At 71.7% G+C, this 23,943-nt stretch carries 18 protein-coding genes; 9 read left to right on the top strand and 9 right to left on the bottom strand.

Annotated elements, in window-relative coordinates:
• The first annotated feature begins 429 nt into the window (after positions 1 to 429).
• The 4 genes from ACTOQ2_RS40000 to ACTOQ2_RS39985 all read left to right on the top strand — a co-directional run bounded on the left by ACTOQ2_RS40000 (position 430) and on the right by ACTOQ2_RS39985 (position 6,509).
• Positions 430 to 2,142 carry an ABC transporter ATP-binding protein gene (locus tag ACTOQ2_RS40000; protein ID WP_440106633.1) on the top strand — a complete coding sequence of 571 codons (1,713 nt, stop codon included), beginning with the start codon at positions 430 to 432 and terminating at the stop codon, positions 2,140 to 2,142.
• Positions 2,139 to 4,046 (top strand): ABC transporter ATP-binding protein, encoded by a 1,908-nt coding sequence (locus tag ACTOQ2_RS39995; RefSeq protein ID WP_440106631.1) that lies wholly within the window; start codon positions 2,139 to 2,141, stop codon positions 4,044 to 4,046. Before ACTOQ2_RS40000 ends, ACTOQ2_RS39995 begins: the two co-directional genes overlap by 4 nt.
• 288 nt (positions 4,047 to 4,334) lie before the next feature.
• A complete protein-coding gene (locus ACTOQ2_RS39990; RefSeq protein WP_440106635.1) occupies positions 4,335 to 4,919 on the top strand; it encodes a DUF305 domain-containing protein in 585 nt (194 codons plus the stop codon).
• 177 nt (positions 4,920 to 5,096) lie between these two features.
• Positions 5,097 to 6,509, top strand: a complete 1,413-nt coding sequence (locus ACTOQ2_RS39985) for an Ig-like domain-containing protein (RefSeq protein WP_440106629.1) — start codon at positions 5,097 to 5,099, stop codon at positions 6,507 to 6,509.
• A gap of 248 nt (positions 6,510 to 6,757) precedes the next feature.
• On the opposite strand, the gene ACTOQ2_RS39980 is transcribed toward ACTOQ2_RS39985, so the two are convergent.
• The 3 genes from ACTOQ2_RS39980 to ACTOQ2_RS39970 all read right to left on the bottom strand — a co-directional run bounded on the left by ACTOQ2_RS39980 (position 6,758) and on the right by ACTOQ2_RS39970 (position 10,024).
• Positions 6,758 to 7,702: a sulfite exporter TauE/SafE family protein gene (locus ACTOQ2_RS39980; RefSeq protein WP_440106627.1), complete on the bottom strand. Its 945-nt coding sequence runs from the start codon at positions 7,700 to 7,702 to the stop codon at positions 6,758 to 6,760.
• A 212-nt stretch (positions 7,703 to 7,914) separates the two neighbouring features.
• A complete protein-coding gene (locus ACTOQ2_RS39975; protein ID WP_440106625.1) occupies positions 7,915 to 8,751 on the bottom strand; it encodes an aldo/keto reductase in 837 nt (278 codons plus the stop codon).
• 49 nt (positions 8,752 to 8,800) lie between these two features.
• Entirely contained in the window at positions 8,801 to 10,024 is a 1,224-nt protein-coding gene (locus tag ACTOQ2_RS39970) for an MFS transporter (protein WP_440106623.1), read from the bottom strand.
• A 94-nt stretch (positions 10,025 to 10,118) separates the two neighbouring features.
• Between ACTOQ2_RS39970 and ACTOQ2_RS39965 the strand changes: the two genes are divergently transcribed.
• Together ACTOQ2_RS39965 and ACTOQ2_RS39960 are read left to right on the top strand one after the other, a co-directional pair.
• Positions 10,119 to 10,679 carry a TetR/AcrR family transcriptional regulator gene (locus ACTOQ2_RS39965; protein ID WP_440106621.1) on the top strand — a complete coding sequence of 187 codons (561 nt, stop codon included), beginning with the start codon at positions 10,119 to 10,121 and terminating at the stop codon, positions 10,677 to 10,679.
• A 316-nt stretch (positions 10,680 to 10,995) separates the two neighbouring features.
• A complete protein-coding gene (locus ACTOQ2_RS39960) occupies positions 10,996 to 12,825 on the top strand; it encodes a pentapeptide repeat-containing protein (protein ID WP_440106619.1) in 1,830 nt (609 codons plus the stop codon).
• 141 nt (positions 12,826 to 12,966) lie between these two features.
• Here ACTOQ2_RS39960 and ACTOQ2_RS39955 read toward each other — a convergent pair whose 3' ends face one another.
• Positions 12,967 to 13,731: an SDR family oxidoreductase gene (locus ACTOQ2_RS39955; RefSeq protein ID WP_440106617.1), complete on the bottom strand. Its 765-nt coding sequence runs from the start codon at positions 13,729 to 13,731 to the stop codon at positions 12,967 to 12,969.
• 122 nt (positions 13,732 to 13,853) lie between these two features.
• Between ACTOQ2_RS39955 and ACTOQ2_RS39950 the strand changes: the two genes are divergently transcribed.
• The 3 genes from ACTOQ2_RS39950 to ACTOQ2_RS39940 all read left to right on the top strand — a co-directional run bounded on the left by ACTOQ2_RS39950 (position 13,854) and on the right by ACTOQ2_RS39940 (position 16,026).
• Positions 13,854 to 14,426 carry a TetR family transcriptional regulator gene (locus tag ACTOQ2_RS39950; RefSeq protein ID WP_440106615.1) on the top strand — a complete coding sequence of 191 codons (573 nt, stop codon included), beginning with the start codon at positions 13,854 to 13,856 and terminating at the stop codon, positions 14,424 to 14,426.
• 104 nt (positions 14,427 to 14,530) lie between these two features.
• A complete protein-coding gene (locus ACTOQ2_RS39945; RefSeq protein ID WP_440106613.1) occupies positions 14,531 to 15,427 on the top strand; it encodes a metalloregulator ArsR/SmtB family transcription factor in 897 nt (298 codons plus the stop codon).
• Complete coding sequence (locus tag ACTOQ2_RS39940) at positions 15,424 to 16,026, top strand: dihydrofolate reductase family protein (RefSeq protein ID WP_440106611.1); 603 nt, start codon at positions 15,424 to 15,426, stop codon at positions 16,024 to 16,026. The genes ACTOQ2_RS39945 and ACTOQ2_RS39940 overlap by 4 nt, the downstream gene beginning before the upstream one ends.
• A 5-nt stretch (positions 16,027 to 16,031) precedes the next feature.
• On the opposite strand, the gene ACTOQ2_RS39935 is transcribed toward ACTOQ2_RS39940, so the two are convergent.
• Genes ACTOQ2_RS39935 through kdpA form a run of 5 tightly spaced genes read right to left on the bottom strand, consistent with a single transcriptional unit; the run spans position 16,032 to position 23,939 of the window.
• Positions 16,032 to 16,700 carry a response regulator gene (locus tag ACTOQ2_RS39935; RefSeq protein WP_440106608.1) on the bottom strand — a complete coding sequence of 223 codons (669 nt, stop codon included), beginning with the start codon at positions 16,698 to 16,700 and terminating at the stop codon, positions 16,032 to 16,034.
• A complete protein-coding gene (locus tag ACTOQ2_RS39930; RefSeq protein ID WP_440106606.1) occupies positions 16,697 to 19,267 on the bottom strand; it encodes a DUF4118 domain-containing protein in 2,571 nt (856 codons plus the stop codon). Before ACTOQ2_RS39930 ends, ACTOQ2_RS39935 begins: the two co-directional genes overlap by 4 nt.
• On the bottom strand, positions 19,264 to 20,133 hold the full coding sequence (locus ACTOQ2_RS39925; RefSeq protein WP_440106604.1) for a potassium-transporting ATPase subunit C: 870 nt from the start codon (positions 20,131 to 20,133) through the stop codon (positions 19,264 to 19,266). The genes ACTOQ2_RS39930 and ACTOQ2_RS39925 overlap by 4 nt, the downstream gene beginning before the upstream one ends.
• On the bottom strand, positions 20,134 to 22,278 hold the full coding sequence (gene kdpB / locus ACTOQ2_RS39920) for a potassium-transporting ATPase subunit KdpB (RefSeq protein WP_440106602.1): 2,145 nt from the start codon (positions 22,276 to 22,278) through the stop codon (positions 20,134 to 20,136). It lies immediately after the preceding gene.
• The gene (gene kdpA, locus ACTOQ2_RS39915; RefSeq protein WP_440106600.1) at positions 22,278 to 23,939 is read right to left on the bottom strand and encodes a potassium-transporting ATPase subunit KdpA; all 1,662 of its coding nucleotides are present in this window, start codon (positions 23,937 to 23,939) and stop codon (positions 22,278 to 22,280) included. The genes kdpB and kdpA overlap by 1 nt, the downstream gene beginning before the upstream one ends.
• Positions 23,940 to 23,943: the final 4 nt, after the last annotated feature.

Genomic DNA, 23,943 nt, shown 5'->3' with positions numbered 1-23,943 from the left:
CGGACACGGGGAACGCTCCGGCGCAAGCCGGAAGCTGCCTGAGAGCGCGCTCACCACAGCACACTCACAAGCAACGGTTACAGCATGGGGACCGTCAAATCAGTTGCCGACGCCGCGCCCGGGTGCGAAGACTGGATGGTCACCCGTGTCACGCGGGTGGCGGTGATCCGACGGGGCGGCCACCGGGAGCGGTGGCACGGGAGAGACCGGTCGAGAGGGGATGGTGTTCCGGCCTGCCATGTCCCGGACGGCTCTCACCCCGTCAGAACACCGTGAGGAGCGTGCCGCCTGCCGATGCCCCCTGACACCGGAACCACCACATCCAAAGCAGACAACACAAACAACACAGACACCTCGGCCGCCGACACGGAATCCCCGCCCCGGCAACCCCTCTCCCCGCGCCGCGCCAGGGCCGCCTCCCTGTGGCGGTTGAGGTCCTACCTCCGCCCGTACGTCGCCCGCCTGGTCGCCATCTGGCTGGTGTCCTTCGCCGCGGTCGCGATCGGCATCGCCATCCCGCTGATCGGCAGGGAGATCATCGACGGCCCCGTCGCCCGGGGCGACACCGGGGCCGTACCTCCCCTCGCGCTGCTGGCCCTGACCCTGGGCGTGGTCGAGGCACTGCTCGTCTTCCTGAGGCGGTGGCTGCTGGCCGACGCCGTCCTGGGCCTGGAGACCAGCATCCGCGACGACCTCTACGGCCACCTGCAGCGGCTGCCGATGGGGTTCCACGCCTCCTGGCAGTCGGGCCAGCTGCTGTCCCGGGCGACGACCGACCTGTCGACGATCCGGCGCTTCCTCGGCTTCGGCCTGCTCTTCCTCGTCCTGACCACCGTCCAGATCGCGACGGTGACCGGGTTGCTGCTCCACATGTACTGGCCGCTCGGGTTGCTGGTCGTGGCCTCGGCGGTGCCGATCGTGTTCACCACCCTGCGCTTCGAGCGCACGTACATCACCATCTCCCGCCGGGTCCAGGACGAGCAGGGCGACCTCGCCACGGTCGTCGAGGAGTCGGCGGCCGGCATCCGTACGATCAAGGCCTTCGGCCGCGGTCGGTACGTCTCCGGGATCTTCGAGGAAGGAGCGCTGAAGGTCTACCGGACCTCGATGGAGAAGGTCCGCCTGTCGGCCAGGTTCTTCACCTTCCTCGAGGTGATCCCGAACATCACCCTCGCGCTCGTGCTGCTGCTCGGCGCCCTGGCGGTCGGCTCGGGCACGCTGACGCTGGGCACGCTGGTGGCCTTCGCCACCCTGATGCTGCAGCTGGTCTGGCCCGTCTCCGCGCTCGGCTTCATCCTGACGATGGGTCAGGAGGCGATGACCGCGGCGGACCGGGTGATGGAGGTGCTCGACACCGAACCGGAGATCGTCGGGGGCACCGGCGCGATCGAGCGGCCCCGGGGGCACCTGCGCTTCGAGGGGGCGTGCTTCGCCTTCCCCGGTGCCGCCGAACCGGTGCTCCACGACGTCTGGCTGGAGGTGCGGCCGGGAGAGACGGTGGCGGTCGTGGGCGCGACGGGGTCGGGCAAGACCACGCTGACCTCCCTGGTGCCGCGGCTGTACGACGTCGGCGCCGGCCGGGTCACGATCGACGGGGTCGACGTCCGCGACCTGCCGCTGCCCGTGCTGCGCTCGATGGTCGCCACGGCCTTCGAGGAACCGACGCTGTTCTCGATGAGCGTCAGGGAGAACCTCACGCTGGGGCGGCGCGACGCGAGCGAGGAGGAGATCGCGGAGGCGCTGCGGATCGCCCAGGCCGGATTCGTCCACGCGCTGCCGTGGGGGCTGGAGACCAGGATCGGCGAGCAGGGCATGTCCCTGTCCGGCGGCCAGCGCCAGCGGCTCGCGCTGGCCCGCGCGGTTCTCAGCCGTCCCAGGATCCTCGTGCTGGACGACACGCTCTCTGCCCTGGACGTCGAGACCGAGGCCCTGGTGGAGGAGGCGCTGCGGCACGTGCTGCGCGAGGCCACCGGGATCGTCGTCGCCCACCGGGCCTCCACCGTGCTCCTCGCCGACAGGGTGGCCCTGCTGCTCGACGGCACGATCGCGCATGTCGGCGAGCACCACGAGCTCATGGCGAGCGTGCCCGAGTACCGCGCGCTGCTGTCGGCCGACCCGGACGCAGAGGAGGCACGGCTGTGAGCGTGACCGAACCTTCCACCCAACCTTCGAGACCTTCCTCCGGACCCTCCCCTGCCGAGACCGCGAACGGATCCCGGGAGTGGCGGGGGGTCGCGGCGGAGAACCAGGACGAGCTGTCGGCGCGGGTGTCGTTCCTGCTGCGCGACAGGTCCAGGCGGCTGCTCGGCGACCTGCTGCGCCCGTACCGCAAAGAGATCATCCTGCTCGTCGCGATCATCGTGACCTGCAACGTCGCCTCGCTCGCGATCCCCTACCTGGTCAAGGTGGGCATCGACGCGGGCATCCCGCCGATGGTGGCGGGCGCGGGACCGCGGACGCTGGTGACGGTCGTCGCGGCGATCCTGACGGCGGCGGTCGTCCAGCTGGTGACCCGGCGGATATTCCTCAGGATGGCCGGGCGCATCGGCCAGGGCATCCTGCTGGAGCTGCGGCGGCGGGTGTTCGTCCACTTCCAGCGGCTGTCGCTGTCGTTCCACGAGGACTACACCTCGGGCCGGGTCGTCTCCCGGCTCACCTCCGACATCGACGCCATCTCCGAGATGCTGCAGTCGGGGTTCGACGACCTCGTCACCGCCGTGCTGACGCTGGTCGGCACGGCGGTCCTGCTGCTCGTCCTGGACGTCCACCTCGGCGTGGTCGCGCTGCTTCCGCTGCCGGTCCTGATGCTGTTCACCGGTTGGTTCCGGCGGCAGTCGAGCATCATCTACCGCAGGACCCGGGAGACCGTGGCCCTGGTGATCGTCCACTTCGTGGAGTCGATGGCCGGCATGCGCGCGGTCCAGGCGTTCCGCGGGGAGCCGCGCAACCAGGAGATCTTCTCCCACCTGAACGCCGACTACCGCGACGCCAACCGGCGGAGCATGCACCTGATCGCGATCTTCTCACCGGGCGTCAAGCTGATCGGGAACGTGACGATCGCGGCCGTCCTGCTCTACGGGGGCACGCTGGCGATCCAGGGTGAGGTCACGGTGGGCGTGCTGGCCGCCTTCCTGCTCTACCTGCGCCAGTTCTACGAGCCGATGCAGGAGATCAGCCAGTTCTACAACACCTTCCAGTCCGCCGGGGCTGCGCTGGAGAAGCTCTCCGGCGTGCTGCAGGAGCGTCCCGTGGTGGCCGAACCCGACGACCCGGTGACGCTGGAGCGGCCACGCGGGAGAGTCGAGTTCCGGGGCGTGGAGTTCTCCTATCTGGACGGCACCCCCGTGCTGCCTCGGCTGGACCTGGTGGTCCCCGCCGGGCAGACCGTGGCACTGGTCGGCACCACGGGGGCGGGCAAGACCACGCTGGCGAAGCTGGTCTCCAGGTTCTACGACCCGGTGGCGGGCCGGGTGCTGCTGGACGGCGTCGACCTGCGCGACCTCGGCGAGGAGTCGCGGCACGCCGCGGTGGTCCTGGTTACCCAGGAGAACTTCCTGTTCAGCGGGTCGGTGGCGGACAACATCAGGTTCGGTCGGCCGGGCGCGAACATGACCGACGTGGTGGCGGCGGCCCGCTCGATCGGCGCCGACGCGTTCGTCTCCGCGCTTCCCGAGGGGTACGACACCCAGGTCGGCAAGCACGGCGGCCGCCTGTCGGCCGGGCAGCGGCAGCTGGTGGCGTTCGCGAGGGCGTTCCTGGCCGACCCGGCGGTGCTGATCCTCGACGAGGCGACGTCCAGCCTGGACGTCTCCAGCGAGCGGCTGGTGCAGCGGGCGATGCGGACCATCCTGGCGGACCGGACGGCCCTGATCATCGCGCACCGCCTGTCGACCGTCGAGATCGCCGACCGGGTGCTGGTGATGGACGGCGGCAGGATCGTGGAGGACGGCCCGCCCGGCGAGCTCGTCCGGCGGGCGGGCCGCTACGCCGACCTGCACCGCGCCTGGCTCGACAGCATCTCCGACCACCGCGACGTCCCCGGCTGACCCACCCGGCGGCCGGGCCCTGCGAGCTCGTCGGGCGGGCGAGCCGCCACTCGTTCGAGTCCCGCGACGTCCCCGGCCACGTCAGACAGGGCGCGCTCAGGACAGGGCTCACCCAGAGGACGGAGTGCGCTCGGAAGACAGGGCGCGGCCCGAGCCGGAACCGGGTGCCCGGAATGTCGGGCACCCGATTTCCGGCGGACCCTGAACCCCGGGAACGGGACCCGCGTATCTCAGGGCGGAACGGCACGAATGATCCTTCCCACCCGCAGGAAAGGGGCAGTGATCTCGATGAGCACCCGGCGGTCGCGCAGAAGACGGTCTCTGACCGCCACCTTGCTGGTCTCCGCCATACTGGCCGCCGGGTGCTCGTCAGCGGCCGTGACGACCGGGGCCGCAGTCCAGGCGGTGGGACTGGCCGACGATCGGGCGGACGCGGACGTCCGCTTCTCCCAGGAGATGATCCCCCACCATCGCCAGACGATCCGGCTCGCCGGCCTGGTGGACGGCCGGAGCGAGAACCCGTACGTGCGCGACCTGGCCGCGAAGATCAGGAAGCACGAGGCCGCCGACATCGACCTGATGTCCGGCTGGCTGCGGTCGTGGCAGGTCGAGGTGCCGGCGGAGGGCGACCACGCCGCGCACGACATGCCGGGCATGCTGTCCGCCGCCCAGTTCTCGTCCCTGGAGGGACGGTCGGGTGCCGCCTTCGACAAGCTGTGGCTGAGCGTGCTGGGCAAGCACCTCGACAGCGGTGTCCAGATGGCCCAGGTCGTGATCGCGCTGGGCAGGCACCGGCCCACCGCCCGGCTGGCGGAGAAGATGGTCACCGGGCAGCGCGCCCTGATCGCCGAGATCGGGAAGAAGCTCGCCTGAGCCGCCGTACCTCCGGGTGGCGGGCCGTCCAGGAGCGGCCCGCCACCCGGACGCGTCGAGGGCGCGACATGAAGATCGTCCCACACCTCACGCGATCGAACGACTACAGAGAGTAGCGTGCGTTGTGAAGTTGATCTACGAGGACACCCATCACGACAGAATGGGAGTTCAGCGTTGGTGTCACAACGGTCCAGATCCGCCCTCACCGCGTTGGCCTGTGCCCTGCTGGCGCTACTGGCCGTACCGGGGCCGGTGGCGGCCGATACCGGTGCGCACGCCGCCACCGACGCGCGGCAGGCCGTCACGCGAGTCGCCGCCGCGCCCTGTGTCCGGCCGGGGCAGACGACCTACCCCGTCGACTACTACTGGAAGAACGCGTTGGGCATGAGGCTGGGCAGCGGGTCGATCTCGGTCGGCACCTCCCCGTCCCTGTGGGGCGGGCAGATCACGCCGGGCGGCACCTTCACCCTCACGCTGGCGCACCGCACGGCCCAGTGGCCGCTGCTGGTCAGCCGCTACACCACCACGTGGGATCTGTCGTCACTGCTGGCCCACGCCGACGTCGTCGGCCAGTCGGGGACCGGCACCATCAGCGGCAACACCCTTTCGATCGCCTCGTCGGGCACCAAGACCGGCCCCTCCCCGAAGGTCATCACCTTCCAGGTCAGGCAGGGCATCGCCGGGGGCGCCATGACGATCCGGCCGACCGGGATCAGCAGCGTCATCGCCGCTCCCGGCCAGCTCGGGAACAACACGGCCGCCCCCGCGATCCAGATCGCCGACGGGCAGTCCATCTCGCCCACCAGAGCCGTCAACGACACCGCCACCGCCGGGCAGGGCACGGCCGTCAGCGTGCCCGTCCTGGCCAACGACACCGCGACCTCACCGACGATCAGCGGCGTCACCCAGCCCGCCCACGGCACCGCGACGATCTCCGGCGGCAACGTGGTCTACACACCCGCCACGGGCCTCGGCGGCACCGACACCTTCACCTACACCGTCACCACCGCCTGCGGAACCAGCACCGCGACGGTCACGGTCGTCGTCACCTGCGCCTACACACCGGTCACCCTGGTCAACGGCGGTTTCGAGGCGCCACCCGTGACCACGATCGACTGGTCCATCCCCGACGCCTCCGTCAACCCGAGCGTCGGCTGGCGCACCACCGCCACCGACAACAAGCTGGAGTTCTGGCCGGGCGGCGCGAGCGGGGTTCCGGCGGCCGAAGGCCGGCAGTTCGCCGAACTCAACGCGAACCAGGTCTCCACGCTCTATCAGGACGTGCCCACCGTGCCGGGAACGCCGATGACCTGGTCGCTGTATCACCGGGGCCGCCTCGGCACCGACGTGATGCGGGTGCTCATCGGCGCCCCGGGCGCGACCGTGGCGCAGACTCCCACGGGGCCTCCTCCCCTGACATCTCCGACGACGACACCGCCTGGCGTCAGTACACCGGGGTGTACATCGTGCCTTCGGGACAGACCACCACACGATTCTCCTTCGAGTCGGTCTCGGCCGCGGGTGGCAGCCAGGGGGCGGGCAACTTCCTGGACGGCGTGGTGTTCCAGACGCCGCCCTGCCTGCCCATGACCAGGAGCACATGAAGGCCGGCGGAGTCCTGGGGCGCGCACCGCGAACCGACCGGCCGCCGCGCGACCACCCGGGTCCCTGACCGTCACACACGACACACGACACCCGGCCGAGGAGCGAGGGCCGCCCGGACGGAAACCGACGGACAGCTCCCGCGTCCCGCGAACCCGCCGTACACGGCACGAAGGCCCCTCTCGCCGGAGCGAGAGGGGCCTTCGTGCGATATGGCGGCCCGGAGCGCGCCGGGCTCAGCTGGCGGTGCCCGCGGTCTCCTGCTCCCCGGCGCGGCGCCTCTCCTCCTCCTCGATGGCCTCGACCGTCTCGTTGTCGCGGTCACGGCGGTACTCGCGGACCGAGTAGGCGATGGCGGCGGCCCAGATGACGGCGATGGTGATGTAGGCGAAGGTCTGGACGCCGCTGGAGGCGTCGATCCAGTCGCTGCGCAGCAGGGTCCTGACATTGGTCAGGATGATGACACCGCCGACGGCGGAGCCCAGGATGCGCGGCGGGATGTGCCGGACCAGCCAGGCGGCGATGGGGGCCGCGATGACGCCGCCGATCAGCAGCACGGCGACCCAGGAGAAGCCGATGTTCTCGGAGCCGATGCCGACGAAGAAGCCGATGCTGGCGGCGATGGCGACCAGGAACTCGCTGGCGTCGATGGAACCGATCACCTTGCGCGGCGCCAGGCGGCCGCTGGCCAGGATCGCCGGGGTGCCGACCGGGCCCCAGCCGCCGCCACCGGTGGCGTCGACGAAGCCGGCGACCAGGCCGAGGGGGGCGAGGAAGCGCTTGCGCAGCGGCTTGCCCAGGTTGCCGCGCGGGAGGCCGAAGGCCGTGAAGCGGATCAGGACGTAGGCGCCCAGCGCGAGCAGGATGATCGACATGACCGGTGCCGCGACCTCGGTGGAGAGGCCGGACAGGAAGGTGGCTCCCGCGAACGCGCCGACGGCGCCGGGAACACCGATCTTGGCGACGACCTTCCAGTCGATGTTGTTGAAGCGCCAGTGGGATATGCCCGAGGCGAGGGTCGTGCCGATCTCGGCGAGGTGGACGGTGGCCGAAGCGGCGGCGGGGTTGGTGCCGATGGCCAGGAGCAGCGTCGTCGAGGTGACACCGTAGGCCATGCCGAGGCTGCCGTCGACGAGCTGTGCCGCGAAGCCGACCAGGCCTAAGAGGATGAGCGCACGCACAACGCTCCCCTTCCTGTTTTTCCTACTCTGTTGATAGGAATTATCGTGATTGAATGCCACGGCGACGTCAAGTCACGTTTCGAGCAAGGCGTCTCAAGGTATGGGAATCTTCATCCCACGCGCGGCGCACAGTGCACCGTCACACCCCGCGTCGCCGGCCGGCCGCCCTCGCACCGAGGTCAGCCCGCCGGCGCCGGAGAAGGCCGGTGGGGTCAGTGACCGACGGAGTCGGAGTCGGTCGCGGCGGCCTCGCCCCGGTCGAGGGAGGACAGCTCGGAGACCTCCTCGGGGGTGAGGGCGAAGTCGAAGATGTCGGCGTTGGCCCTCATCCGTTCGGGGCTGGACGACTTCGGCACGGTGATCAGGCCGAGCTCGATGTGCCAGCGCAGCACGATCTGGGCGGGGGTCCTGCCGTGCCGCTCGGCGGCGGCCGTGACGACCGGCTGCGCCAGCAGGTCGCCGCCCTGCCCGATGGGGCCCCAGGACTGGGTGGCGATCCCGTGGGCGGTGTCGTAGGCGCGGGGCTCGTCACGGGTGAAGAACGGGTTGAGCTGGATCTGGTTCACGTCGGGCACCACGCCGGTCTCGGCGAGGAGCCGATCGATGTGGGCCGGCTTGAAGTTCGACACGCCGATCGCCCGCACGCGACCGTCCTCCAGCAGCTTGACCATGCCCTTCCACGCCTCCACGTAGCGGTCCTTGCGCGGCAGCGGCCAGTGGATCAGGTAAAGGTCGGCGTAGTCGAGGCCGAGCCGGTCCAGGCTGGCCCGGTACGCCTCCTGGGCGGCGTCGTATCCGTGCCACTCGCCGTTCAGCTTGGTGGTGACGAACAACTCCTCCCTCGGCACTCCGCTCGCCCGCAGCCCGCGCCCCACGCCGGTCTCGTTGCGGTACGCGTAAGCGGTGTCCACCAGCCGGTAGCCCATCTCGACGGCCTCGGCGACCGCGACCTCCGCCTCCTCGTCCGACATGGGCCAGGTGCCCAGGCCGACCTGCGGGATGTCCGCGCCGTTGACCAGCTTCAAGGTTGGGATGTCCAGAACAGTCATGGCCGACAGCCTTCCACGCCGGGCCCGGCGAGCCGTCGCCGGGGAGCGGTCACGCCGGGCGCGTCGCCTCGGGGAGACGCTCGCGGACGAAGAACGTCCCGGCCAGGGCGGCCAGGGCCAGGAGGGTGAGGACGATCCCGTAGTACGTGGTGAGTTCGACGAGGGGCAGGTGGCCCGCGACGACCCCGGCGGCGGTGGCGGGGATGCTCATGGCGAGGTAGCTGACGATGTAGAAGGCGGCCATCAGCCCGGCCCGCTCGTGCGGGGCGGCGGCCGGCAGCAGGGTGCGCGCGGCGCCCTGGAAGCCCGCGCCGAAGCCCAGCCCGGCGACGACCGTACCGGCGAAGAACAGCACTCCCGAGCCGGCGTTGACACCGAGCAGGGTCACGACGACGCCGAAGGCCAGCAGTGCGGAGGCCACCCGCATGGCGCGCCGGGCGGGGACCGCCCGCAGGGCGAGGATCGCGACGGTGCCGCTGATGGTCAGCGCGAAGAGCAGCAGCCCGCCCACCACGACCGATCCCGAGCCGGTGACCTCGCGCGCCAGGGACGGCCCCAGGGACAGGTAGAACCCGCCGAGCGCCCACCCGGCCACGGTGATCGGGGTGACCAGCAGCAGGACCCGGCGCGCCCCTGCGGGCACGCTGACGCGCGGGCGCAGCGAGGCCAGCGCGCCCGCCCGGCGGCCGGCGGACTCGGGCAGGAGGAGGATGGCGGCGCCCTGCAGCACGAACGCGACGGCCAGGACGAGGAACACCGTCCGCGTCGGCGCGGGCAGGTACTGCACGAGCAGGCTCGATCCCAGGCCGCCCGCCGCCAGGCCCAGGGCGGGCGTCACGCTGTTGACCAGCGGGCCGCGCGTCCGGTCGGCGTCCAGCAGGCCCGCTCCCAGCGCCCCGGTCGCGGCCCCGGTGGCGAAGCCCTGCAGGACGCGCGCGACCACCAGGGCGGTCACCCCGTCGGCGGAGGCGAAGATCGCCATCGCGACCGTCTCGAGCGCCACCGCTCCGAGGATCACCGGGCGGCGCCCGACGTGGTCCGACAGGGAGCCCACGGTGAGCAGGGCCACCAGCAGGCTGACGGCGTAGACGGCGTAGACCGCGGTCAGGACGCTGGAGGAGAAGCCCCAGTGGCCCTGGTACACGGCGTACAGCGGGGTGGGCGCGCTGGCGGCGGCCATGAACGTCGTCAGGGTCGTCGCCAGGAGCACCACGGCCGCGCCGGCCCCCAAGCGGACCCGCTGGGCGGGCAACGTCGAAGTCACGGTGGACATGGAGGAACTCCCGAAGCTTTAAAGCAAAGGATTTGCGTTAGCAACGTACACACCTCGGACCACTGAAGCAAATATTTTGCGTTAAGCTCGGTGCATGGCGACGAGGCAGGCGGTACGCACCGGGGGACGGAGCGCGCGGGTGCAGCAGGCCGTCCACGAGGCGGTACGGGATCTCCTCGCCGAGCGCGACCGAGCCGACCTGACCGTTCCGCTCGTCGCCGCCCGCGCGGGCGTGACCCCCTCGACCGTCTACCGCAGATGGGGTGACCTGCAGGAACTGCTGGCCGACGTCGCCCTTGAGCACATGCGGCCCGACGGCCCCCCGGCCGACCTCGGCAACCTGCGGGACGACCTCGCGACGTGGGCCGAGGAGTGGCTGGAGGAGATGTCCTCCCCCACCGGGCGCGCGTTCACCCGCGACGTGGTCGCCGGCGACGACGACGGCAGGAGCGCCGGACAGTGCTGCGCGTACACCAGCAGCCACATCCAGACCATCCTCACCCGCTCCGCCGGGCGCGGCGAGGACGTGCCCACGCTGGACGCGGTGCTGGACCACGTGGTCGCGCCGATGACGTACCGGCTCCTGTTCATGAGCGACTCCCTCGCTCCCGGATACGGCCGCGCCCTGGTCGACGCCCTGCTGGGCTCCCGGTAGCGGCCGGGCGGGGAAGCATCGGATCCGTCCGCGGCGCTGTGTCTTCGGCGCCTTCGGCGCCTTCGTGTGCGCCGCCCCGATCGGCTCCGCGGGCGGTGCCGACCCGGCACGGCGGGAGAGGAGCCACCGCGGAAGGCGGTTCGCAAGCGGGCCGCAACCGGGCCCTCCTATAAAGGGTCGCGTTCCCGTATGGTCCATCGGGCGGGCCCCTCCCCCTCGGGATGTCACCCGCACCGGCCTGTCCACGAGCTCCCGCCCGGCACCGCTCTCCCCCGCCGGCGGATCCGCGCGCCCCGGGGGAGACAGTGAGAGAGACATGCCCAGCCTTACCCGCCTGCTCGCCGGGGCCGTGATCGTGCTGCCCGCCCTGCTGCCCGCCCTGCTGCCCGCCCCCGCGGCGTCGGCCCACGCCGTTCAGGACACCCACGCCGTCCAGGACGGCCGGAGCGCGCGGGACGACCGGGCGGCGGGGAGCGCCGCCGGTTGCAGGCCCGGCAGCGGTCCCAAGCTGGCCGGCAGGGACCTCACCCGGATCACGCTGCCCGCCGACCTCTCCTGCGCCGACCTGCGGAGGGCGAGGCTGGACGGCGTGGTCGTGCGCAGCCTCCTCACCGGGGCCGACCTGCGGGGCGCCTCGCTCAAGGGCGCCCGCCTCGGGAACGCCGAGATGGCCGGGGCCAAGCTGCGCGGGGCCGACCTGACGGAGGCGGAGCTGTACTACGCGAACCTGCGCGGCGCCGACCTGCGCGAGGCGACCATGGACGACTCGCTGCCCTACGGCACGCACTTCGAGGGTGCCGACCTGAGCGGGGCCACGATGGTGCGCGCCAGGACGTACGGAGCCCAGTTCGACGACGCGAAGCTGGTCGGCGTCGACCTCACCGACGCCGACGCCTACGGCGTGGACCTGCGCCGAGCCGATCTCACCGGTCTCAAGGCGCCCAAGGCCCGCATGTACGACTCCACGATGATCAAGGCCGTGTTCCGGGACGCCGACCTGCGGGGCGCGCAGTTGCGCGGGTCGGTGCTGGACGGCGCGACCTTCCAGGGCGCCGACCTCGGCGGGACCGAGCTGCGCGAGGCCACGGGCGCGCTGCTGGCGGGCAGCAAGGGCATGCCCAAGGACCTGCCGACCCCCGACCCGGCGTGCGCGCCGGGCAGCGGGCAGAAGTACGCGGGCTGGGACCTGACCTCGGTCGCCGAGTTCCCCCGGGACCTGAGCTGCGCCGACCTGACCGGCGCCAAGCTGGACGGGGTCGACCTGGGCAGCGTCAAGCTGGACCGGGCGATCCTGCGCGACGTCTCGGCCACCGGGGCCACGATCCGCTACCTCAAGGGCGCCGACCTGCGCGGCGCGCGCCTGGAGCGCGCCAAGCTCGGCAGCGTCGAGCTGATGGGGGCCGACCTGACGGGGGCGCGCATGGCGAGGGCGGAGCTCGGCAGCGCCAAGCTCGCCGGGGCGAACCTGTCGAAGGCGGACCTGTCGGGGGCGGCGTTCGGCAGCGCCGACCTGACGCAGGCCAGGCTGGGCGGCGCCGACCTGCGCGATGCGGAGTTCGGCAGCGCCAGGGCCGACCGGGCCGACTTCACCGGTGCCAGGATGGAGCGGGCCGACCTGAGCAGCGGCAAGTTCCAGGACGCGGTCTTCCGCGGGGCGACGCTGACCGACGCCGACCTGAGTTTCGCCGAGCTGCGGGGGGCCACCTTCGTGGACGCCGAGGTCACCGGCATGAAGACCGGCCACGCCAAGGACGCCGACCTGTCCGGGTCGTCCAGCCGGATGGCGATCGGCTGGGTGATCCTCCTCTCGCTGGTGGGCCTGGTCGCGCTCTGGGTGCTGGTCAAGGTGGTCGCGCGCGGGCGGCGGCTCGCGAAGGCGGTCAAGCGAGAGGTGGCCGAGCGGGCGGCCCGCCTGGAGAAGACCAGGCTGTCGCAGGAGGAGAACGTGACGCGGCTGGGCGAGGAGATCGACCGCCTGGCCGACGGGGGCGAGGGCGGCGACGACGTCAATTGGCACCGGGCCCTGGACGCCTACGACGCGGCCAAGCAGGCGCTGGCTGCCGCCCGCGACATCGACGAGGTCAAGGCCGTCGACATCATCGTGGCGCGGGGGCGTGACGCGTTGAGGGGACGCACCGCGAGGTAGGAACCGCCAGGCGGGAACCGGCGCCTCCGTCGCGCGGGGGCGGCGCCCAGGCGGTCGTCCCCACCGGGAAGAGGTAGCGGGCCGGCCGTCCCGGGCAAGGACGCCGGTTTCCCGCCACCGACCGGACGGACGCGTCGCCGATCAGACGCGCGGCCCGAGGAACAGGCCACCGCTCGCGTCGATGACCTGACCGGTGATCCAGCGCGCGGCGTCGGTGGCGAGGAACGCGACCACGTCGGCGACGTCGCCGGGCCCGCCCAGGCGATCGAGCGCCGTCGTCCCGGCGATGAGCTCGGCCAGGCCGGGCACTTCGAAGACCGCTGCGTTCGTCGCCGTACGGGTGGCGCCGGGAGCGACCGCGTTCACCGTGATCCCCCGGACTCCGAGCTCGTTGGCCAAGGTCATGCTCATCGTCTCGACCGCGCCCTTCGTCATGGCGAAGGACGTCTGGGCGGGGTTGGCCATCCGGGTCGCCACGGACGAGATCGTGACGATGCGGCCACCGTCGCGGAGCAGCGGCAACGCCCGCTGGATGATGAAGTACGGCGCTCGCACGTTCACCGCGAAGAGGTGGTCGAACTCCGTCCGCGTCGTGGCTCCGAGCGGGCCGGCGGGCGCGGCCGCCGCGTTGTTGACGAGGATGTCGAGTGGCCGCCCGGCCAGACCGGCCTCGACTCCCGCGAAGAGTGTCTCGACGTCGTCGTCCACGCCCAGCTCCGCCCTGACGGCGAGCGCGGTCCCACCGGCACGCTCGATCTCGTCGACCGTCGCCGTCGCGCCGTCCTCGTCCGTGCCGAAGTGCACGATGACCACCGCCCCCTTCGCCGCCAGCCGGACCGCGATCGCCTGCCCGATGCCGCGCGACGCGCCGGTCACGAGAGCCGTCCTGCCGATCAGATCGTTCATGCCGACCACCTCATCTCGTTAGTCACTACCAATCTGGTAGTAACTACCAACCTGGTAGGGTCTATCACATGTCCGACCAGCACTCAACCCTGCGAGCGCAACGGAGAGCCGAGACGCAGCGCATGATTCAGGCACACGCGGTACGGCTGTTCACCGAGCGCGGATACGACGCCACGACCGTGACCGACGTCGCCGAAGCCGCGGGCGTGTCGCCCATGACCGTGTACCGGCACTTCCCCACGAAGGAGGACCTCGTGCTCGTCGACCAGCACGGCCGTCTGGTCGCGGAGCGGATCGTCGCGTCGTCCGCCGCGCAGCCCCTGGTCCGCCGCATCGGCGGCGCGCTCATCGACTCGGCCGCGACGTTGACCCGTGGCGCTCGCGGAGACGACGTGGAGACGGGCGAGCGGTTCCTGCTCGCCCGCCTCCGGCTCATGATCTCGACGCCGGCCCTGCGGGCCAGGCACCTGGACAACCACTACGCCCTTCAGCGGGCGATCGTCGACGCCCTCGGGGACGACGCCACCGATCCCGACACGGCGTTCCACGCCCAGGTGGCGGCCAGTGCCTGCCTGGCCGCCATGCACACGGCACTGGTGCGCTGGGCCGAGGACGACGGGCGGACCGAGCTGCCCGACGTGATCGCGAAGGCGCTCGCCGCCGCCTTCGGCGACGACGTCGGGGACCGTCGATGACCTTCACCGGGATCCCCGGCGGGGCGCATGTCGCGCGAGCCGCAGCGGCCACGTTCTCAGACATTCCTTGACACGAATATTCTCTATGAAGAATACTTTTCTTCATGGATGCGCTCCTCACCGCACTGGCCGACCCGGCCCGATGGCGGCTCGTGAACCTGCTGGCCGAGCGGCCCCGGTCGGTCGGTGTCCTCGCCCAGCTCGCCGGGGCGCGTCAGCCGCAGACGACCAAGCACCTGCAGACCCTTGAGCGCGCCGGCCTCGTCACCTGCCGGCGCATCGGCCAGCGCCGCGTCTACGCGCTCCAACCCGGTCCTCTACGGGAGGTGGCGGCCGTGCTCGGCCGGCTCGCCGACGCCGCGGACCGGCCTGGTGGCCCGCGCGAGGCCTACGACCGCCACGGGCTCAGCCTCCACGCGGAACGGCTCGCCGCCGAGGAGCCGGGCTGGGCCGACGGCCGCATGTTCAGGTTCCTCCGGTCACTGACGGCGCGTCCCGAGGTGGTCTGGCGCCACCTGACCGAGGCCTCCCTGCTCGCCCGGTGGTGGACGCCCGACGACCTCCGCGTCTCCGAGCTCGTGTTCGAGGCGCGACCGGGCGGGCGGATCGTCCAGGAGTACCGCGACGCCGAGGACGCCGACGGCTCCGACCTGGTCGCCGGGCGCGCGGAGGGAGTCGTCGACGACGTACGCCCCGGCGAGCGCCTCTCCTACCGGCTCTCCCCGCTGCTTCCCGGCGGCGGCCTCGCCTTCACCGCCCACCTCGACCTCGGCCTCCGGCCCACCGGCACCGGCACGGACCTCGACGTCCACTACCGGATCACCGACAGCACGGTCGACTCCGCCGACTTCCTCGCGGGCATCGAGATCGGCTTCGGCCAGAGCCTCGACAAGCTCGTGGCGACCCTCGCCGCGAACCCGCACGACACCGCCGACACCGCCGACAGCAGCGGCAGCACCGGCAGCACCGAGCATGACCCCGACACGAGGAGCACGAAGTGACACAGCAGACCGGCGGCCGCAGGGTCGTCACCAACATGAGCCTCTCCCTCGACGGTCACTACGCTGGGCCGGGCGACCCTCGGGACATGGGCTGGGTGATGCCGTACGCACACACCGATGTCGCCCGCGACCACCTGACCAGCCTCTGGGAGCCGGCGACGACGGCTCTGCTCGGGCGGGTCAACGCCGAGGGGTTCCTCGGCTTCTGGCCCACCGTCATCGGCGTGGAGGGGGTCGACCCGCGTGACGAGGGCTTCGCGAAGTGGCTCGTCGACACCGACAAGGTGGTCCTGTCCTCCACCCTCGGCGAGGCGCCGTGGGAGCGGACGACGGTCGTCGACAAGCCGGCCGACGAGGTGGTCGCGGACCTCAGGGCGACCGAGGGCGGTGACATTCTCGTGCTCTCCAGCGCGAGCGTCATCAAGGCGCTGCTGGCGGCCGACGAGGTCGACCGGCTGGCACTCACCGTCTTCCCGGTCTTCCTCGGCGGCGGGCCGCGCCTCTTCGACGACGGCCTGCCCGCCGGGCGGTGGACGCTCGCCGGCCAGGCCGCGGGCGAGCACGGCACGTTGGCCCTCGTCTACGACCGGATCCGCTGAGCCGGTCAGGGCTGGAAGCGGTATCCCATGCCGGGCTCGGTGAGCAGGTGGACCGGGCGGGCGGGGTCCCGTTCCAGTTTCTTGCGCATCTGGGCCATGTACTGGCGCAGGTAGTGGGTCTCCTTGAGGTAACTGGAACCCCAGACCTCCGTCAGCAGCCGCCGCTGGGTGATGAGCTTGCCGGGGTTGCGGACCAGGATCTCCAGCAGGTGCCACTCGGTGGGGGTCAGCCGTACGCCGCCGGAGACGGTCTTGCCGACCAGGTCCACGATCCGGTCGCCGACGCGGATCTGGGCGAGTTCCGCGTCGTGCAGCGTGCTGCGCCGGGAGACCGCCCGGATACGGGCGAGGAGCTCGTCGATGCCGAACGGCTTGGTGACGTAGTCGTCGGCCCCGGCGTCCAGCGCGTCGACCTTGTCGGATCCTCCGGTACGGCCGGAGAGCACGATGATCGGGACGGTGGTCCAGCCGCGCAGGCCGTGGATGACGTCGATCCCGTCGAGGTCGGGCAGGCCGAGGTCGAGCACGACCAGGTCGGGGTGCCAGTCGGCGGCCTGCCGCAGGGCCCCGCCGCCGTCGGGGGCCACGGCCACGTCGTAGTGGCGCGCGGCGAGGTTGATGCGCAGGGCGCGCAGGAGCTGGGGCTCGTCGTCGACGACGAGGACGCGGGTCACGGTCGTTCCGCCGCGTCGGCCCCATCGCGCGCCCGCGCGCGGGAGGAAACGGGAAGTGTCAGGATCATGGTGAGACCACCCCCTGGGGTCTCGTCCGGTAGCAGGGTGCCGGCCATCGCCTCGGCGAGCCCCCGGGAGAGCGCGAGGCCCAGGCCGACGCCGGTGTGGTTGTCACGGTCGCCGAGCCGCTGGAAGGGCATGAAGACCCGGTCGTAGGCGTCGGGCGGGATGCCCGTGCCGCGGTCGACGACGCGGATCTCCACGTGGTCGCCGTGCTCGCCGGCCATGACGAGGACCTTGCGGTCCTCGGGGCTGTAGCGGACGGCGTTGGACATGAGGTTGACCAGGATCCGTTCCAGCAGCGCCTGATCGGCGACGACCTCGGGCAGCGCGACGGAGAGATCCGTCTCGATCCGCGACGACAGGGGGCCGAGGTCGTCGACGGCGCGCGGCACGATCTCCTCGAGCGCGGTCGGCTCCAGCCTCAGCCCGAGCACCCCCGCCTGCAGGCGGCTCATGTCGAGCAGGTTGGCCACCAGGCGGTCCAGCTTGACCAGGGACTCGTCGGCCGTGGCGAGCAACTCCTCCCTGTCCTGCGGCGACCAGTCGATGCCGGTGTTGCGCAGGCTCTCCACGGCCGCCCTGGCCGAGGCGAGCGGGGTGCGCAGGTCGTGGCTGACCGCGGCGAGCAGCGCGGTGCGCATCCTGTCGGCCTCGGCCAGCGGCCTGGCCCGCTCCGCCTCCGCCGCCAGCCGGTCCTGGCGCAGCGCCACCGCCGCCTCGGCGGCGAACGCCTCCAGCACCCGCCGGTCGGAGGCCTCCAGCAGCCTGCCCCGGATGGCCAGGACGAGCCGCTCGTCGATGGCCACGTCGGTCTCCGCGCCCCCCGGGCAGGTGCAGGGCGCCTCACCGGCGGTGGCCACGATCCGCCACGCCTCGGGATCGGACTGGTCGTCGAAACCCGGCTCGCCGGTGCGTTCCAGCAGGGTGACCGAGGCGAGCCCGAAGGTCTCCCGCAGCCGGGCGAGCAGCGAGGCGAGCGCGTGCTCGCCGCGGAGCACGTGCCCGGCCAGGGTGGAGAGGACCTCGGCGTCGGCGCGGGCGCGGGCCGCCTCCCGGGTACGGCGGGCGGCGACGTCCACGACCGCGCTCACCATGACGGCCACCAGCACGTAGACGCTCAGCGCGAACAGGTTCTCCGGGTCGGCGATGGTGAAGCGGTCGACCGGCGCGGTGAAGAAGTAGTTGAGCAGCAGGAAGCCGAGCACGGCGGCGGTGACGGCCGGCCACATGCCTCCGGCCAGGGCGACCACGACCACCATGAGCAGGAAGAGCAGGATGTCGCTCGGCAGGTTCACGTCGCCGCGGAAGGGATGCAGCGCCAGCGTCAGGAGCGGCAGCCCGAGGATCGCGAGGAGCCAGCCCGCCACCCGGCGGGTGCGGGTCAGCGCGGCCCGCGACGGGGCGCGGCCGCGCCCCCGCTTCACCTCGTCGTGGGTGATCATGTGGACGTCGATGGGCCCGGACCGCGCGGTCGTGGTCACCCCGACCCCCCGGGAGAGGATCTGCGCGAACCGGCCGCGCCGGGAGGCCCCCAGCACCAGCTGGGTGGCGTTGACGCCGCGCGCGAAGTCCAGCAGGGCGGTCGGGACGTCGTCGCCGACGACCTGGTGGTAGGTGCCGCCCATGTCCTCCACCAGCGTGCGCTGGCGGGCCGTGCTCGCCGGATCGGCCCCGGCCAGGCCGTCGGCGCGCGTGACGTGCACGGCCAGCAGGTCGGCCCCCTTGCTCCTGCCCGCGATCCTGGCGGCCCGCCGCACCAGCGTGTCACCCTCCGGGCCGCCGGTCAGCGCGACCACGACGCGCTCGCGCGCCTCCCAGGTGCCGGCGATGCCGTGCTCGGCGCGGTAGCGGTCGAGCTGGTCGTCGACCTTGCCCGCCACCCACAGCAGCGCCAGCTCGCGCAGCGCGGTCAGGTTGCCGACCCTGAAGTAGTTCGACAGGGCCGCGTCGACCTTCTCCGGCGCGTACACGTTGCCGTGCGCCATCCGCCGCCGCAGCGCCTCCGGCGCCATGTCCACCAGCTCCACCTGGTCGGCGCGGCGCACCACCTCGTCGGGCACCTTCTCGCGCTGAACCACCCCGGTGATCTCCTCGACCACGTCGTTGAGCGACTCCAGGTGCTGGATGTTGACGGTGGAGATGACGTCGATGCCCGCGTCGAGAATCTCCTCGATGTCCTGCCAGCGCTTGGCGTTGCGCGAGCCCGGCACGTTGGTGTGGGCCAGTTCGTCGACCAGGGCGACCGCAGGCCTCCTGGCGATGACGGCGTCCACGTCGAGCTCGGTGAACACGCTTCCCCGGTGGACCATGCTCGCGCGCGGGACGACCTCCATGCCGTCGAGAAGTTCCGCGGTGCGAGGGCGGCCGTGGGTCTCGACGAGGGCCACGACGACGTCGGTGCCCCTCGCGAGGCGGCGGCGGCCCTCGCAGAGCATCATGTACGTCTTGCCGACACCCGGCGCGGCCCCGAGATAGACGCGCAGCCGCCCCCGCCCCCCGTTCATCGGTCGAGCGCCAGGTTGAGCTCGAGGACGTTCACCGCCGGCTCTCCCATGAAGCCGAGGGGGCGGCCGGTGGTGTTCGCCGCGATCAGCCGCCGCACCGTCTCCACCGGCATGCCGCGCTCCCTGGCGACGCGCGCCGCCTGGAGGCCGGCGTACGCGACGGAGATGTGCGGGTCGAGGCCGGAGCCGCCGGCGGTGACCGCGTCGGCGGGCACCACCGCCCTGGCCGTGCCCCGGACCGGGACGGTGCGCCCGGCCGCGTAGTCCTCGCCGGGCCTGCCGCACTCGACCTTCACGCCGCGGTACTCGGTGACGAACGGGGCCGCGGGGCAGGCCTGGTTGACGCTGACGGCCCTGGTGGGGGTGCCGACCGCGGGGAAGACCTTGAGCACGGCGCCGACGCCGTCGGGCGTGCAGTACGGCCGGGCGCCGCTCACCCCCTCCAGCTCCCCGACGGCCCTGGAGCGGGCGCAGACCTGGGTGAGCAGGCTCTGCCTGCCCTCGTCCGGGTTGCCCTCGTCGTCCTTCGCCCCCGGGACCGGCAGGACGTCCACGACGTCCTCGGGCCCGAGGTTGCTCGCGGAGGTGGAGAGCATGTCGTAGCCGTCACCGGCCGCCGACGGCCGGCTCTGGAAGTATCTGCCGACCGGCCTGCCGCCGGCGTCGGTGAAGCTCTGGCCGACGATCGCGCTTCCCACGTCCTTTCCGTCCTTCTGGACGAGGGAGCCGTTGGCGCCGGTGTTGAACACGGCCTGGGCGACACCGGTGACCACCAGCGGATAGAGGGCCCCGGTGACCAGGGTGAGGACGAGCAGCGCGCAGAGCGCGGCGAGATGCTGGCGGATCCAGCTGGGCATGCGTTCCATTTAAGACATCCCCGGAAGGAACTGGATGAGAAGGTCGATCAGCTTGATGCCGACGAAGGGCACGACGATGCCGCCCAGACCGTAGACGTAGAGGTTGCGGCTGAGCAGCTTCGACGCGCTGGAGGGGCGGTAGCGCACGCCACGCAGGGCGAGCGGGATCAGCGCGACGATGACGACCGCGTTGAAGACGACCGCGGACAGGATCGCCGACTGCGGGCTGGACAGACGCATGACGTTCAGCGCGTCAAGACCCGGGTAGACCGCCGCGAACATCGCGGGAATGATCGCGAAGTACTTGGCGACGTCGTTCGCGATCGAGAAGGTCGTGAGCGCGCCGCGGGTGATGAGCAGCTGCTTGCCGATCTCGACGATCTCGATGAGCTTGGTCGGGTTGGAGTCGAGGTCGACCATGTTGCCGGCCTCCTTGGCGGCCGAGGTGCCGGTGTTCATCGCCACCCCGACGTCGGCCTGCGCGAGCGCGGGCGCGTCGTTGGTGCCGTCACCGGTCATCGCGACGAGCCTGCCGCCCTCCTGCTCCGATTTGATCAGGGCGAGCTTGTCCTCGGGCGTGGCCTCGGCGAGGAAGTCGTCCACGCCCGCCTCGTCGGCGATGGCCCTGGCCGTCAGCGGGTTGTCACCCGTGATCATGACGGTGCGGATGCCCATCCTGCGCATCTCGTCGAAGCGCTCGCGCATGCCCTGCTTGACGACGTCCTTGAGGTGGACGACCCCCAGGACCCGCGCCTTCCCCTCGACTACCTCCCCGACGACCAGCGGGGTGCCGCCGGAGCCGGAGACGGCGTCGACGATGCTCCCCACCTCGTCGGTGGGGTGGCCGCCGTGCTCGCGCACCCACTTCATCACGGCGGTGGCGGCGCCCTTGCGGACCCGGCGGCCGTCGAGGTCGACGCCGCTCATCCGGGTCTGCGCGGTGAACCCGATCCACTCGGCGTGGGCGAGCTCTCCTGGCTCGCGTTCCCTCAGGCCGTACGCCTGCTTGGCGTAGACCACGATGGAGCGGCCCTCGGGGGTCTCGTCGGCGAGGCTGGCCAGCTGCGCGGCCGCCGCCAGCTCGTCGGCGGAGATGCCGGGGGCGGTGAGGAACTCCGACGCCTGCCGGTTGCCCAGCGTGATGGTGCCGGTCTTGTCCAGCAGCAGGGTGTTGACGTCTCCGGCGGCCTCGACCGCGCGGCCGCTCATCGCGAGGACGTTGCGCTGGACGAGGCGGTCCATGCCCGCGATGCCGATCGCCGACAGCAGTGCCCCGATGGTGGTCGGGATGAGGCAGACCAGCAGCGCGACCAGCACGATGCCGGTGACGCCGTCCCCGGTCAGGGCGAGCGAGTCCGGTACGCCGGGGTTCTGGGCCTTGGCGTAGATCGCCAGCGGCTGCATGGTCGCGGTGGCGACCAGGAAGATGATCGTCAGGGCGGCCAGCAGGATGTTGAGGGCGATCTCGTTGGGCGTCTTCTGCCGGTCGGCGCCCTCGACCAGGGCGATCATCCGGTCGATGAAGCTCTCGCCTGGCCGCTGGGTGATCTGGACGACGATCCGGTCGCTCAGCACCTTCGTGCCGCCGGTCACCGCCGACCTGTCGCCGCCCGACTCGCGGATGACCGGGGCGGACTCGCCGGTGATGGCCGACTCGTCCACCGAGGCGATGCCGTCGACCACGTCGCCGTCACCGGGAATGATCTCCCCGGCCTCCACGACGACGAAGTCGCCGCGCAGCAGCTCGGGGGCTCCGACGACGTCCCACTCGGCGGAGTCGCGCCCGCGCAGCCGCCGCGCCGTGGTGTCGCGCTTGGCGGCGCGCAGCGTGGCCGCCTGGGCCTTGCCGCGCCCCTCGGCGACGGCCTCGGCCAGGTTGGCGAAGATCACCGTCAGCCAGAGCCACACCACGGTGGCCCAGGCGAAGAACGACGGGGTGAGCACGGCGAGCACCGTGGTGAAGACCGCGCCGATCTCGACGATCAGCATCACCGGGTTGCGCCAGAGAGTGGCCGGGTTGAGCTTCCGCACCGCCTCGGGCAGCGAGGTGAGCAACTGCCTGGGGTCGAGGAGGCCGCCGCCCACCTTCCCGTCCTTGCCGCCGCCCTTCGGGGCGGGGGTACGGCCCGGCGCTTCGAGCGTCTGGGTGGGCATCACTGGATTCCTTCCGCGAGCGGGCCGAGCGCCAGGGCGGGCAGGAAGGTCAGCGCGACGAGGATCACCGTCACGCCGACGACCATGCCGACGAACTGCGGGCGGTGCGTGGGCAGCGTGCCCGCGGAGACGGGCACCGGTGCCTGCCTGGCCAGGGAGCCGGCCAGGGCGAGAACGAAGACGATCGGCAGGAAGCGGCCGAAGGCCATGCACAGGCCGAGGGCCACGTCGTACCACGGGGTGTTGACGGTGATGCCGCCGAACGCGGAGCCGTTGTTGTTGGACGCGCTGGTGAAGGCGTACAGCACCTCGGAGAAGCCGTGCGGGCCGCTGTTGAGCATGCTCGCCCGCTGCTCGGCCGAACCCATCGCCAGCGCCGTGCCGGTCAGCACGAGCAGCGGCGTGACCAGGAAGTACATCGCAGCGAACTTGATCTCGCGCGAGCCGATCCGCTTGCCCAGGTACTCGGGGGTGCGGCCGACCATGAGCCCGGCCACGAAGACCGTGATCACGGCGAGGACGAGCATGCCGTACAGGCCCGCGCCCGCGCCGCCGGGGGCGACCTCGCCGAGCATCATGTTGAACATGGTGAGCATGCCGCCGAGCGCGGTGAACGAATCGTGGAAGGAGTTGACCGCCCCAGTGGAGGTGAGCGTGGTGGCGGCGGCGAAGGTGCCGGAGTTGGGCACGCCGAAGCGCACTTCCTTGCCCTCCATCGCCGCGCCGACCGCCTGCGGGACCGTGCCGCCGTGGGCGATCTCCAGCCCGGTCAGCAGCGCGACGCTCGCCAGCGCCAGGGTCCCCATGATCGCGACGATCGCGTAGCCCTGCCGGGTGTCGCCGACCATGCGGCCGAACGTGCGGGGCAGCGCGAACGGGATCAGGAAGATCGCGAAGATCTCGACCCAGTTGGTCCAGGCGGTGGCGTTCTCGAACGGGTGGGCCGAGTTGGTGTTGTAGAACCCGCCGCCGTTGTTGCCCAGCTCCTTGATGATCTCCTGGCTCGCCACCGGGCCGCCGGTGATCGCCTGGGTGCCGCCGGTCAGGGTGGTCACCTCGTGCGGGGAGGCGAAGTTCTGGACCAGACCGCCCGCGAGCAGCACGACCGCGCCGACGAGGGCGAGCGGCAGCAGGACGCGGACGACGCCGCGGACCAGGTCCACCCAGAAGTTGCCGAGCTCCTCGGTCCTCCTGCGGGCGAAGCCGCGGACCAGCGCGATCGCCACCGCCATGCCCACTGCGGCGGACACGAAGTTCTGCACCGCCAGGCCGGACATCTGCACCAGGTGACCCATGGTCGACTCGCCCGAGTACGCCTGCCAGTTGGTGTTGGTGACGAAGCTGACGGCGGTGTTCCAGGCGACGTGGTCGGGCACCGGGGCGAGGCCCAGTGACAGGAACAGCCTGTCCTGCAGCCGCTGCAGCCCGTAGAGGAGCAGGACGGAGACCGCCGAGAACGCCAGCAGGGCGCGGGCGTAGACGCTCCAGCGCTGCTCGGCGTCCGGCTGGACGCCGACGAGCCGGTAGATCACCCGCTCGACGGCGAGATGCTTCGTACCGGTGTAGACGCGGTACATGTAGTCGCCCAGCGGCCGGTGGACCAGCGCGAGGGCGACGACGAGGGATCCGACGAACAGGATCCCGGCCGTGGTCGAGGACATTAGA

It is taken from the genome of Streptosporangium sp. H16, from assembly GCF_051918855.1.
Taxonomy (GTDB): Bacteria; Actinomycetota; Actinomycetes; order Streptosporangiales; family Streptosporangiaceae; genus Streptosporangium.
The sequence above is the reverse complement of the archived record's forward strand: the minus strand, read 5'-3'. Positions and strand labels throughout refer to the sequence as shown.